At 61.0% G+C, this 13,119-nt stretch carries 9 protein-coding genes and 1 tRNA gene; 4 read left to right on the forward strand and 6 right to left on the reverse strand.

Annotation, left to right across the window (positions count from 1 at the left end; all coding sequences use genetic code 11):
* Window positions 1-80: 80 nt before the first annotated feature.
* Window positions 81-1,361 (reverse strand): MFS transporter, encoded by a 1,281-nt coding sequence (locus CDV44_RS17605; RefSeq protein WP_170936032.1) that lies wholly within the window; start codon window positions 1,359-1,361, stop codon window positions 81-83.
* Between the two features lie 111 nt (window positions 1,362-1,472).
* Entirely contained in the window at window positions 1,473-2,549 is a 1,077-nt protein-coding gene (locus tag CDV44_RS17610) for a porin (protein ID WP_087689188.1), read from the reverse strand.
* Between the two features lie 513 nt (window positions 2,550-3,062).
* Between CDV44_RS17610 and CDV44_RS17615 the strand changes: the two genes are divergently transcribed.
* On the forward strand, window positions 3,063-3,527 hold the full coding sequence (locus tag CDV44_RS17615; protein ID WP_087689189.1) for a hypothetical protein: 465 nt from the start codon (window positions 3,063-3,065) through the stop codon (window positions 3,525-3,527).
* A gap of 1,037 nt (window positions 3,528-4,564) precedes the next feature.
* On the opposite strand, the gene CDV44_RS17625 is transcribed toward CDV44_RS17615, so the two are convergent.
* From CDV44_RS17625 to acs, 4 genes are all read right to left on the reverse strand, one after another.
* A tRNA-Ser gene (locus tag CDV44_RS17625) sits at window positions 4,565-4,655 on the reverse strand.
* A gap of 76 nt (window positions 4,656-4,731) precedes the next feature.
* Window positions 4,732-6,750 carry a sodium:solute symporter family protein gene (locus CDV44_RS17630; RefSeq protein WP_087689191.1) on the reverse strand — a complete coding sequence of 673 codons (2,019 nt, stop codon included), beginning with the start codon at window positions 6,748-6,750 and terminating at the stop codon, window positions 4,732-4,734.
* Window positions 6,747-7,214: a DUF4212 domain-containing protein gene (locus CDV44_RS17635; protein WP_087689194.1), complete on the reverse strand. Its 468-nt coding sequence runs from the start codon at window positions 7,212-7,214 to the stop codon at window positions 6,747-6,749. The genes CDV44_RS17630 and CDV44_RS17635 overlap by 4 nt, the downstream gene beginning before the upstream one ends.
* A gap of 295 nt (window positions 7,215-7,509) precedes the next feature.
* Entirely contained in the window at window positions 7,510-9,492 is a 1,983-nt protein-coding gene (acs, locus tag CDV44_RS17640) for an acetate--CoA ligase (RefSeq protein WP_087689196.1), read from the reverse strand.
* Between the two features lie 303 nt (window positions 9,493-9,795).
* Between acs and CDV44_RS17645 the strand changes: the two genes are divergently transcribed.
* From CDV44_RS17645 to CDV44_RS17655, 3 genes are all read left to right on the forward strand, one after another.
* A complete protein-coding gene (locus CDV44_RS17645; RefSeq protein WP_256388471.1) occupies window positions 9,796-10,755 on the forward strand; it encodes a DMT family transporter in 960 nt (319 codons plus the stop codon).
* Between the two features lie 124 nt (window positions 10,756-10,879).
* Complete coding sequence (locus CDV44_RS17650; protein WP_087689200.1) at window positions 10,880-11,461, forward strand: TIGR00645 family protein; 582 nt, start codon at window positions 10,880-10,882, stop codon at window positions 11,459-11,461.
* 37 nt (window positions 11,462-11,498) lie between these two features.
* Window positions 11,499-13,022: a fumarate hydratase gene (locus CDV44_RS17655; protein ID WP_058377510.1), complete on the forward strand. Its 1,524-nt coding sequence runs from the start codon at window positions 11,499-11,501 to the stop codon at window positions 13,020-13,022.
* The last annotated feature ends 97 nt before the right edge of the window (window positions 13,023-13,119 follow it).

Below are 13,119 nucleotides of genomic sequence, written 5' to 3' on the forward strand. Positions count from 1 at the left end.
GCTTTGTTTGAAGCCCTTTCCCCACGTTTTGTAATGCATCCCGGTGCGAGTGCCTTAGCGAGGAGGAGCGCATACGCCGACTAGGCAACGCTTTCAAGTTGCGCCTCTTGCGCGGGTTGATATCGCGGCATCATGGCGCACAACGCGCAGACGATTAGCAGGGCCGCGCACGCCAGATACAGCGGCATGGCGTAACTTCCCGACGCATCGAATCCCATCCCGAACACGACCGGACCGACAGCCGATCCCGCCATGAAAGAAGCAAACACCCAACCGAAAATCTTTCCGAAGTGATCCAACCCGAAATACCGGCTGATCAAGTACCCCAGCAAATCGGATTCAGCGCCAGCACCAAAGCCAAGGAGTGCCGCGCACAGATACACGGATGCCGGGGCGTTTGTGAGCAGGAGGCCTGCGCAGCCGACGCACGACAACGCAAAAATGCCAATGGCGGCGCGAGGCGCGAAGATTCGATCGAACAGATAGCCTGCTGCAACGCGTCCGATGAGCGCAGCAACCGCCAATACGGTCGTCGCGAACGCTGCCGACGAGAGCGCGACACCCCGGTCGAGCAACATGGGGACCAAATGGATTTGCGCACCGTTGATGGCCACGGCCATGAGAAATGCCGCAACGCCGACCAGCCAGAAGGCGCGACTGGCGAACGCTTGTGAGAGCGTGCGTCCCGCTGCCCCGAGTGCCCCGGTGGCGCGCCCGCTGACGCCGCTCTGCGTCGGCGCTTCCCTGAGTAGAAACAGGCCCAGTGGCACGCCAATCACGATCGGCACTGCGCCCAAGAAGTAGTAACCGGCTTCCCAGTCAAACCGCTGGATCATCGCAGCGGCAATGGGAGCGGCAATAGCCCCGCCAAGTGCAACGCCGGCCATGCTGATGCCCAGCGCAAGACCGCGCGATCGGTCGAACCACCCGGAGATCACTCGCAAGTAGACGATGGTGTTCGACCCTGCGCCAAAGACGCCAATCAGGAAAAACGCCAGAAAGAATCCGGTGATTCCCCACGTCTTCACCATCAACGGGACTGCCAAAACCGTCGCGCCATAGGTGAGCAACGACGTGACCAACACGGTTCGAAGATGAAACCGGTCGATCAGCGCGCCGACGACCGGTGTTGCCACGGCCAAACTCAGCGCGCAAATGGACAGCGCGCCAGAAATCTGTGCGCGATCCCAACCTTGTGCGGCCCCGAGCGCCCGAATGAACACGCCCACCGTCATCAGAATGATCGCCGTGCTGCACACGCTTGCGCCGATCGTCGCGTAAGCGACCATGAGCCATGGTTGATTGGTGCGCGTGCATTCTGCCGGCATTGCCGCGACTGAAGTGATATTTCCTTGTTTCATCAAACCCCTCCAAATCATCTTGATTTACTGCACTTGCTCTGAATTCGACGGGAGAAAGCGCGCCCGAACGAATGCGCATTCCTCTCGATTTTTTAATTGCACTACTGGTGGTCAGAAGAAGGTGCGTATCCCCGTGGCCACGGCAAATTGACGGCTGGTCGTCGACGGTGCCAGAGGGAATAAGACGGCCGATTGGGTCGCGCCGGAGGACGTCACGAAGCTCGTCCCCACGTAAATGTCGGTCCGCTTCGACAGGAATTTGTCGACGAAAAGGCTGTAGTTGGAGAGCCGCCCCGAACCCAAGGCGCTGCGTCCATACCCGAGCGTGATCTTGAGGTCCGGCTGAAAATCGTAAATGACGTCGACCGTGCCACTGCGGATCGATTCATATTTGCCAAACCCGGCAAACGCCACGTCGGTATAGCTCAACCCTGCGGTCCACTTCTCGGCGAACTTGTAGGAGGCACTTGCCCCATAGATGTTTTGAGAATCGACGGCAAAGGAGCGATACGGGGTAACGGTCTGGCCGAGAAACGATTTCATGCCAGCCAGCGTGGGCGTGAAGTTCACACCGTTGATTTTGGTGCCGACAGCCGCCGCTTTGAATCGCTCATCTGCATAGGACAGGGCGAAGCTCATCGCGCGGCCTCGGTTGTAGGTGTCGGACGTCCCACCCGGGAGTGCGTAGAGCGCAAATAGGGTGAAGCCGCCAAATGTCGGTGATCGATAGGAGGCTGAGTTGTTCACGTAGCCACCCGCCATATGGTCGGCATTCGCGGGGGTTTGGGAGAACGTTGAATTGAATCCCGGTGAATTGCCCAATAACAGCACCGAAAAATCGTTGTGGTGCCCGAAGGTCAGCGTGCCGTACTCCGCCTTGGACAACCCCACCCATGCGCTGCGGCTGAAGAACGTATCCGATCGGAACTGCTTGCCGTTGGACAGATTGAAATAGCTCGCCAGATCGAAGACGACCTTCAGCCCACCGCCCAAATCCTCCGTCCCCCGGAAGCCAAACACCGTATTCCAGTGATAGCTGTCGAGCATTTGCACGACACTCCCACCACCGGCATTGTTCGAGTACACGACCGCTTCATCAATTGCGCCATAAATCGTCACGTTCGACTGCGCCAGCGCCGTGCTGGATATCAGGAAAAATGCGATCAGGCCGACTGCGATTTTCTTCATCTGGATCTCCCATCCATATAGCTCTGCCCCCCGGACCCGGTTGAATAGCAGGCCCGGCCGGTTATTCGAGTGCGCTTGATCGTCTAGCCGCGTACGGCAAGTGCTGGCGACGTGTGAGCGCCAGCCGCGGCGACGAATCGAGCGGTGTTTTTTGATTACGAACCGGCAGGGAGAAGGTAGGCAGCCATTTTTTTACGCACAATCGAAAAAAACGACGTGTATGCACGATGAGAAATCATTCATGGGCGGGGATGGGGGCGGAGAGCGGATTATGGGGTGGAGCGGTTCGGTTCCGGCTTCGGATTGGGCAGGCTCTCAAATATCCATGCCTCGTCAAAGTTACTTCGTCACTGCAACCGAACACCAGACGGCTCTCGCAGCGACTATTCACCAAGCGACACAATCCGACTGTCCTCCCAGCGTTTGGCCTTCGACATACAATCCGCCCCCATATCGCCCCAGAGACATGGGCAAATCCGCAGGGGGAATTGATGTACGACGAGGAGCAGTCGCATGTCTCCTGCCACTAGATGGGTACTGCTTGAGGCGTTGCTCCCACTCTTTGGCGCGAGTTTGATTTATGGATTTCTTGGAGTAGCAAGATGGCTTGTGACGCCCGAGACCAAACGAGTGAAATGGGCTTGGGGCGAAGCGTTCGACACGATGGGATGGCTATATGGCGGGGTTATTCTTGCCGTTCAAGCGGGCATTCGGGGCTACGAGGCCGCGGTCCACGGACCACATCTTGTTGTTGTTTGGATCTGTTTTGTTGCGGCGATCGCATGCGCCATCCTCTTATCCGCAGCCATGATGGCACGTGGAGAGGATCACGAATGGAAGCCACCAACGGTCATGCTAGTATCCACGAGCTTCTTAATGATCGTGATTGTGGTCACGGCACACACGATCCAAGAAGTGACATTAGCCAACGGAGTCGATGATGTCTGCCACGCCGACGCGGAAAAGACTTGCAGCTAGCGCATCGAGGGCGCGTTCTATCAAGAAGATGCGCCTTGCGCACGGCCGCCCTCTTCCCACAAGTCAGCATCGCCCGCAAGCCGCTAGTGGGATGATTAAGTTCGCATCCACGCTCAGTGGTGGAACTGCTGTTGGCCTCGCTGTGGCGCTGCTTACTCCGAGCGTCATTGTTACGATAGGCGCAATGATTGCAGGGCTCATCGGTAGTGGGCTGCTGGTTAAACGGTACGGATAGCGTCGTCTGTGCCCACTTGTGAACGGAGCCATTCGGCTCCGTTTTCGTTTCTGGCGGCTCATCGCGACGATCTTCGCCATCGAACAAGAAGAGTCCCTATTGAGACATCGGAATGTTCTGAATTTCAACGAGTGCCCTAGAATGCGACTCTGAACGCGTGGTGCCCACATCTTCGGATAGCTAAGCTGGTTCCCGTCGCGCCCCAAACGCGACCGGGTTTAGCGACCTGAACGATGTTTTCGGGCACACGGTCGCGATGTTTGCGGCTTTCGTGTGCGCAATGCCGCGCCTTCGTGTCCACGGGCGGGTCTGGATTGGGACACCTTCGGGTGTGCCGCCTAATCCGAATCATCAGCGGTTCGCTAACCTAGTCCAGTGCCCGCCCACCCCTGCGCAATGCAGCGGGTGGCGGGGTCCAAGAATTGACTAGATCGAGGTTCCCCGCATGACTTCCCACGCTTCCGCAATTTCCCTATCCCACACGTCGGCTGACAAGCTCAGCACACTCTCCGAACGCATCTTCGCTCTCGCGGTATGCACCACGCACAGCGGAAAGGAGATTCCCAACAGATTCTTGGTTGCGATGTTCGGGGAGCTTGGCGAATTGGCTACGGAGCTCGTTGGTGAGTGCCGTAAGTTGAGGTCCAACGCAACGGCTTCGTAGTTCTGAGGCTGGATATCGGCATGTCGCGGGCATCCCTCGCCGCAGGCCATCGCGGATCAATACGCCGCGCCAAGATAGGTGGGATTTTTACAGCAGGAATGCAAAGGGCTCCCGCACGGGGAGCCCTTTGTTTATCTGTGGCGGAGAGAGGGGGATTCGAACCCCCGATAGGCTATTAACCTATACACGCTTTCCAGGCGTGCGACTTAAACCGCTCATCCATCTCTCCTGAAGAGTCGCGCATTATAGCAGGTCGCCGGGAATATCCCACCCCCTTTCGCCGCTACCCCTTCAAAATTTATTCCTTACGGGCGCCGCAGGTGGTCCACCAGATGCTCGTCCCGTTCGCTCGGGCGCCCGCCCAGCAAGCTGAACAGGATCGCCACGGCGAACCCGACCGGCACGCCGAAAGCCCCTGCGGCTATCGGATCCACGCCCCACCAGCGGGCGCCCGCGAAGCCCGTCAGCCTTGTGAAGAACGGATACGTCGTCATGATGTAGTACACGCACACCAGCAACCCACTCACCATCCCGGCCGTCGCGCCCAGCCGCGTCGTTCGCTTCCAGAACACCCCCAGCACCAACGCCGGGAACAGGCACGACGCCGCCAGCGAAAACGCCGCGCCCACCAGAAACAAAATATTGCCCAGCTTCAACGACGTCACGTAAGACGCGAACATCGCCACGCACAACAGCAGAATCTTCGACGTCGTCACCCGCTTCTGGCTCGACGCATTGCGATCCACCATGTGGAAGTACACGTCGTGCGACAGCGCGTTCGCAATCGTCAGCAACAACCCGTCCGCCGTCGACAACACCGCTGCCAACGCGCCCGCCGCCACCAATCCCGAGATCACATACGGCAGCCCCGCGATCTCAGGCCCGGCTAGCACCAGCATGTCCGGTTGCATCCAGATTTCGCCCCACTGCACCACGCCATCCCGATAAACATCCGAAATGTCCAACTGCACGGGCGTCGCGTGCCGCCACTGCATCACCCATCCCGGTAGATTCTCGTATCGCGCCCCGACCAGATGCAGCAGCACGTCGTACTTCAGCATCACTGCCAACGCCGGGGCACTCACATACAACAGCGCCACGAAGAACAACGTCCAGCCCACCGAGCTACGCGCCCCCTGCACCGTCGCTGTCGTGCCGTACCGCGTGAGAATGTGCGGCAAGCTCGCCGTGCCAATCATCAGGCACACCATCAACAACAGGAAATTCAATCGCTGCGAACTGCGCGTCGTCTCGTCACGCGCCGGGAATGGCTCCGTCATCGCATGCGGTGGCTCACTTCGCTCCGCATACTGATTGCGCAACTCCAGCCACTGGTTCTGCGCATCCCCAACGTCGCGCGGAAACGCATCCAGCTTCGCTTCCAGCACCTTCACGTCGCGCAACGGCCCGTTGTGGCGCTTTGTATCGAGCAACTGACGCTCCAGCTCCGCGCGCTCGGTGTAGAAGCTGTCCGGCAGACCGTCCAGCCGGCGCTGCATCTGCTCACCCTGCTCCCGGTAATAATCGCGCACCTCTCGCTCGGGAATCGACTGCTGAATCTCACGCTCCAGCGCCTCCACCTTTGCCAACGCCTGACCGTAGCTGAACTGCGGAAACCAACCATGTCCCGTCTGGTGTCCGATCATCGCTGTCGGCACCAGAAACGCCGTGATCATGATGATGTACTGCGCTACCTGCGTCCATGTCACCGCGCGCATCCCGCCGAGGAACGAGCACACCAAAATGCCCGCCAGCCCGAAGAAGATGCCGATGGTGAATTCCACCCCGATGAAGCGCGACGCGATCAACCCCACGCCCTGAATCTGCGCCACCAGATAGACGAACGAACACAGAATCGTCGAGAACACCCCCAACGCCCGCACGACATTGCTGTCGTAACGTGTGCCGAGAAAGTCCGGCACGGTGTATCGCCCCATCTTGCGAAGGTACGGCGCCAGCAGAAACGCCACCAGACAGTAGCCGCCCGTCCATCCCATGACATAGGCCAAGCCGTCGTAACCCGACACGTACAACGAGCCCGCCAACCCCATGAACGACGCCGCACTCATCCAGTCGGCCGCGCACGCCATGCCGTTGAACACCGGTGGCACGCGGCGTCCTGCAACGTAGTACTCCGTAGCATCTGACGTTCTGGAAATCAGTCCGATCACCGCGTAGACGGCAATGGTCACGAACAGAAACGCGTAACCGATCCATACGCCCGGCCCGTTGACCCGCTCTAGCAAACCGATCATCAGCACGAACGCGAAGAAACCCGCCGTGTAATACAGGTAGTAGCGCAGCAGCCTGCGCGTGTAACTCATCGGGAAGTCGGCGCCGACGCGGCGCGAGAAGAAGCGGAAGCAGCGCCCTGCACGCCACCGGACATGCCGGAAACCGCTGCGTCACCAAGTCCAAGGCTGTCAGTGTGTGCACGGCGCAAAGTTTGCAGGTCAGCGCGATATCGTGCGTCGTTACGACGCTGGACCAACGCATAGACGACGATCAGTCCGATATCGATCAGGATCGAACCTTGCGCGCCCATGTAGAACGGCAACGGCCAGCCGGCAAAGCGCACCGACATCCATTCGCGCGCCCAGAACTGAGGAACGAACGTCACCACGAAGCCGATCGCCATCAGCGCCGCCACCAGCCACAACGTGCGGTGCCAGTGACGCGCAGCTATCGCAGCAGCTTCTCGATGCCAATGCGAATCGCGTGGCAAACCGTCCGTCAATGCGGACGTTGCTGACAGATCACCGGCATCGGTTTTCGGGGGATTCACCATCGACGCACTCCGGCGTTCCGCAGCACCGACGTACCGCCAGCACGCAGCGGAAGACTTATCATCGCCATGTTCCGAGGTGCAGCAATATCCGCGCACCGTGTGCGCTCGCGTGGCCCATCAAGTCCTGACGGAACCCCACAGACATTGCTTCGAGGAAGTTGTCTCGGCTTTCGCAGTCTGAGGAATCTGTGCCCGGACCAATCTCCAGAGCACAGATCCCGCACGACGTGACGCGCTATCTTCAACGATGGCGCCCCACGCCGCACCACCGCGTCTCATCGACGCGGCAGCCAACTCACTGCGCTTGCTTCAACTGATCGAGAATCGCCGGGTTTTCAAGCGTGGAGGTGTCCTGCGTGATCTCCTCGCCCTTCGCGATCACGCGCAACAGACGGCGCATGATCTTGCCCGAACGCGTCTTCGGCAGGTTGTCGCCGAAGCGGATGTCCTTAGGCTTGGCGATCGGTCCGATCTCCTTGCCCACCCAGTTGCGCAGTTCGAGCGCCAGTTGCTTGGCCTCGTCCCCCGTCGGGCGCGAACGCTTGAGCACCACGAACGCGACAATCGCCTCGCCTGTCGTGTCGTCCGGACGGCCCACCACCGCAGCCTCCGCCACGATCGGATTCGCCACCAGCGCCGACTCGATCTCCATCGTGCCCATGCGGTGACCCGAGACGTTCAGCACGTCGTCGATACGCCCCATGATCGTGAAGTACCCGGTCTTCGCATCGCGAATCGAACCGTCACCCGCCAGATAGATCTTCCCACCCAACTCCGGCGGGAAGTAGCTCGACTTGTAACGCTCCGGGTCGCCCCAGATCGTACGAATCATCGACGGCCACGCGCGCTTGATCACGAGCATGCCGCCCTGACCGTTCGGCACGTCCTGCCCGGTTTCATCGACAATCGCCACGTCGATCCCCGGCAACCCCAGCGTGCACGAACCCGGCACGAGCGGCGTCGCGCCCGGCAGCGGCGTGATCACATGACCGCCAGTCTCCGTCTGCCACCACGTATCGACGATCGGGCAACGGCCGCCGCCAATGTTCTCGTAGTACCACATCCACGCTTCCGGATTGATCGGCTCACCGACCGACCCGAGAATGCGCAGCGACGACAGATCGTATTTCTTCGGATGCACGTCCGGTGTCTGCTCGGCCGCTTTGATCAGCGAACGAATGGCCGTCGGCGCGGTGTAGAACACGGACACCTTGTGGCGACCGATCATCTCCCAGAAACGCCCGGCATTCGGATACGTCGGCACGCCTTCGAACACGACCTGCGTCGCACCGACCGCGAGCGGGCCGTAAGCGATGTACGTGTGGCCGGTAATCCAGCCGATATCCGCCGTGCACCAGAAAACGTCGTCCGGCTTGATGTCGAACGTCCACTGCATCGTGAGCGACGCCCACAGCAGATAGCCGCCGGTGCTGTGTTGCACCCCCTTCGGCTTGCCCGTCGAGCCCGACGTGTAAAGGATGAACAGCGGATGCTCCGCGCCCACCCACTCCGGCTCGCACTGATCCGATTGCGTCGCGACCAAGTCTTGCAGCACATGATCACGGCCCGCCTGCATCGCCACGTTGCCGCCGGTACGGCGGTAGACGATCACCGACTTCACGTGATCGCAGCCGCCCATCGCCAGCGCCTCGTCGACGATGGCCTTGAGCGGCAGCGCCTTGCCGCCACGCATCTGCTCGTCGGCGGTGATGATCGCCACGGCGCCGGCGTCGATCGCGCGCTCGTTCAGCGATTTGGCCGAAAAGCCGCCGAACACGACGGAGTGCGTCGCGCCGATCCGTGCGCAGGCCTGCATGGCCACGACGCCTTCGATCGACATCGGCATGTAAATCACGACGCGGTCGCCCTTCTTCACGCCCTGAGCCTTGAGCGCGTTCGCAAAGCGGCTCACGCGCGCCAGCAGGTCGCGGTAGGTGACCGGGGTCACCGTGCCGTCGTCGGCTTCAAAGAGAATGGCGTCCTTGTCGCCCAGACCGGCTTCGATCTGGCGGTCGAGGCAGTTGTACGACGCATTGAGCTGACCATCTTCGAACCACGTGTAGAACGGAGCGTTGGTCTCGTCGAGGACTTTGGTGAACGGCTTGTGCCAGGCCAGATTCTCGCGCGCCTGACGCGCCCAGAATCCCTCGTAATCCTTCTCGGCCTCGGCGCACAGCGCCTCATAGGCGGGCATGCCGGAGATGTTCGCTTTGGCGACGAGCGCCTGCGGCGGCGCGAAAATGCGCTGCTCCTGCATTACCGATTCAATTGCTGCCATGAGTTGTCCCCTCTTATGGATATGCAAAAACGATTGCAATCAAGCCAAAACAAATCGCTAACGCCACATTAAGACGAGCGACTTACTAACGCCTTACACTGGTGCACCCGCGTGACGTCTCTCGCGTGCGGGACTCACGCAAGCGCGTCACTGCGGTGCAGCAGACCGTGGCGTATTCGCTACAATCCTACCCGCATCATCCCTATCCCGCCAACCCCGGACTCGCCCGGAGCGCCCGTGAATTCGACCTCTTCGTCCCAATCCACGCCTTCAGCCCACGCGTCGTCATCGTCGACCGACCGGCTGTTTGCCCGCTTTCCGAGTTTCGCCCTGGCCCTGGCCATGACCTTCGTCGGCACCAATGTCGGCATCGGTAAAACCATGGTCGCCGTCATGCCCGTGGCCGCCTTCGCCCTCTGGCGCTTCGTGATCGCCGTCATCGCCCTCGCCCCGCGTTATCGCCCGGCGAGAATGCGGCTCGTCACCCGGTCGCAATGGCGCAACCTTTTTGTGCAGACGTTCTTCGGGACGTTTCTCTTCACCCTGCTGATGCTCTACGGCGTACGTCAGACCACGGCCACCGCCGCCGGGGTGATTACCGCCACGCTGCCCGCCTGCGTCGCCCTGTTGTCATGGGCCGTGCTGCGCGAGCACCCGTCGCGGCGCACGCTGGTGAGCATCGGGCTGGCGATCCTCGGGGTGGCATTGCTGAATCTTTCTCGTGGCGACGCGCACGGGGCGGGCAGTGGCAGCGGCGCTACTGGCAACGCATGGCTTGGGAATTTGCTGGTGCTTGGCGCCGTGGTGTGCGAGGGGATTTACGTGATCGTCTCGAAGCGCCTCGCTTCGGAACTCTCGGCGATCGATATCTGCGCGTACACCCATCTGCTCGGCGGGGCGATGATGCTGCCGCTCGGCATCGTGGGGTTGATGGCCGTGGATTACTCGGTACTCACGCCCGGCCATTGGGCCCTCATCGTCTGGTACGGGCTCGCCGCGAGCGTGTTCTCGTTCTTCCTCTGGATGCGCGGCATTCGCCACGTGAGCGCCCAGCTGGCGGGCGTTTTCACTGCCATGGTGCCGGTCGCCGCCACGGCCTACGGGGTCGTGTTTCTCGGCGAACAGCTGACGTTCACCCAAGGCGCAGCGCTGGCGCTGACGGTCTCGGGCGTCGTGCTTGCCGCCATGCCCGGCGCGGGCGCCAGCAAGAAACTAACCGCTGCCCCCACGGATAAGGGCGGCTCGCCCGGCAAGACGTTGTAAAATGCCGCCGGTGTCGGATTTCGCCTCGCGAATCCGGCCCGATGCTTTGATTTGATGTTGATTTGATAATAATGGCCTGCGGCTTCGGGCGCAGGCGAATGTCCCCCACTTCGTCAAGATTGCCATGTCGACTCCCGGCCGCTCCTCCGACGCGCCGATGCGCCCGCTGCCCCGCATCATTTTCTTCAGCCGCTGGCTGCAACTGCCGCTCTATCTCGGTCTGATCGCAGCGCAAGGCGTCTACGTCTACAAGTTTCTCGCCGAACTCTGGCACCTCGTCACCCACGCCGCCAGCTTCGACGAAACGCAGATCATGCTCGTCGTGCTCGGCCTGATCGACGTGGTGATGATCTCGAACCTGCTCATCATGGTGATCATCGGCGGCTATGAGACCTTCGTCTCCCGCCTCGGCGTGGAAGGCCACCCCGACGAGCCCGAATGGCTCGATCACGTGAACGCCGGCGTGCTCAAGGTGAAGCTCTCGATGGCGCTCATCAGCATCTCGTCGATCCACCTGCTCAAGACGTTTATCGATGCGTCCCAGCAAACGCCGCACACGATCATGTGGCAAGTCGTCATCCACATCTCGTTCCTGCTTTCCGCCGTCGTGATGGCCGTGGTCAACAAGATGACCAACGACAGCCACGCCCCGGCGTACGCTACCCCCCAAGCTGTACCGGCTGTACCGAATAACAACACCCATTAAATCCTCACCAAGTCCCCACTAAGTCGAGAGCCGTTTCATGTCTACCGTCATTAAAGAAGACGACGTCATTCAGAGCGTCGCCGGTGCCCTTCAGTACATCAGCTACTTCCATCCGGACGATTACATCCAAGCGCTGGGCCGTGCCTATGAGGCCGAAGAAAGCCCCGCCGCCAAGGATGCCATCGCGCAAATTCTGACCAACAGCCGCATGTGCGCCGAAGGCCGCCGCCCGCTGTGTCAGGACACCGGTATCGTGACCGTCTTCGTGAAGGTCGGCATGAACGTGCAGTGGGATGCCAAGCGCAGCCTCACGGACATGATCAATGAAGGCGTGCGTCAGGCTTACATGCACCCCGAGAACGTGCTGCGCGCCTCGATCGTTGCCCCGCCCGAAGGCGGCCGCAAGAACACGAAGGACAATACGCCCGCCGTCATCCACTACGAAATCGTGGAAGGCGACAAGGTCGACATCACGGTCGCAGCCAAGGGCGGCGGCTCGGAGAACAAGTCGAAGTTCGTGATGCTCAACCCGTCCGACTCGATCGTCGACTGGGTCGTGAAGACCGTGCCGACGATGGGCGCCGGCTGGTGCCCGCCGGGCATGCTCGGCATCGGTATCGGCGGCACGGCCGAGAAGGCCATGGTCCTCGCGAAGGAATCGCTCATGGACCCGATCGACATCCATGACCTGATCAAGCGCGGCCCGCAGAACTGGAACGAAGAGCTGCGTATCGAGCTGTTCGAGAAGGTCAACGCCCTCGGTATCGGCGCGCAAGGCCTCGGCGGCCTCGCCACGGTGCTCGACGTGAAGATTCTCGACTACCCGACGCACGCCGCGTCGAAGCCGGTCGCCATGATCCCGAACTGCGCCGCCACGCGTCACGCGCACTTCACGCTCGATGGCTCGGGCCCCTCGTTCCTCGCCGCCCCGTCGCTCGACGCCTGGCCGAACGTGCACTGGGAACCGAACACCGAGACGAGCAAGCGCGTCGACCTCGACACGCTCACGCCGGAAGAAGTCGCCAGCTGGAAGCCGGGTCAGACGCTGCTGCTCTCGGGCAAGATGCTCACGGGCCGCGACGCCGCCCACAAGCGCATCGCCGACATGATCGCCAAGGGCGAGCCGCTGCCGGTCGACTTCAATGGCCGCGCGATTTACTACGTCGGCCCGGTCGATCCGGTGCGTGACGAAGTCGTCGGCCCGGCCGGTCCGACCACGTCCACGCGCATGGACAAGTTCACCGACATGATGCTGTCGAAGACGGGCCTCGCGGTCATGATCGGCAAGTCGGAACGTGGCCCGGCCGCCATCGAAGCGATCAAGAAGCACAAGGCTGCGTACCTGATGGCCGTGGGCGGTGCCGCTTATCTGGTGTCGAAGGCAATTCGCGCCGCACGCGTGCTGGCCTTCGAAGACCTGGGCATGGAAGCCATCTACGAATTCGACGTGAAGGACATGCCTGTCACCGTCGCGGTGGATTCCACCGGCGTGTCGGTGCACCAGACCGGCCCGAAGGAATGGCAAGCCAAGATCGGCAAGATTCCGGTCGCAGCGGCGTAATGCTGTCGTAATGGCGTTGTAGTCAAAGGCCCGGCAATGCCCGGGCCTTTTTCTTGTTGAAAACAGGCCGAATGCAACGCGAATGGATCGCGTTACC

Origin of the sequence: Pandoraea sp. PE-S2R-1 (genome assembly GCF_002179865.1) — a bacterium.
In the GTDB taxonomy this organism is placed as follows: Bacteria; Pseudomonadota; Gammaproteobacteria; order Burkholderiales; family Burkholderiaceae; genus Pandoraea.

Bases quoted from the DNA above. Each gene is read 5' to 3' on its own strand.
- CDV44_RS17605 (WP_170936032.1), bottom strand. From the start codon at position 1,361: ATGAAACAAGGAAATATCACTTCAGTCGCGGCAATGCCGGCAGAATGC.
- CDV44_RS17610 (WP_087689188.1), bottom strand. From the start codon at position 2,549: ATGAAGAAAATCGCAGTCGGCCTGATCGCATTTTTCCTGATATCCAGC.
- CDV44_RS17615 (WP_087689189.1), top strand. From the start codon at position 3,063: ATGTCTCCTGCCACTAGATGGGTACTGCTTGAGGCGTTGCTCCCACTC.
- CDV44_RS17630 (WP_087689191.1), bottom strand. From the start codon at position 6,750: ATGAGTTACACGCGCAGGCTGCTGCGCTACTACCTGTATTACACGGCG.
- CDV44_RS17635 (WP_087689194.1), bottom strand. From the start codon at position 7,214: ATGGTGAATCCCCCGAAAACCGATGCCGGTGATCTGTCAGCAACGTCC.
- acs (WP_087689196.1), bottom strand. From the start codon at position 9,492: ATGGCAGCAATTGAATCGGTAATGCAGGAGCAGCGCATTTTCGCGCCG.
- CDV44_RS17650 (WP_087689200.1), top strand. From the start codon at position 10,880: ATGTCGACTCCCGGCCGCTCCTCCGACGCGCCGATGCGCCCGCTGCCC.
- CDV44_RS17655 (WP_058377510.1), top strand. From the start codon at position 11,499: ATGTCTACCGTCATTAAAGAAGACGACGTCATTCAGAGCGTCGCCGGT.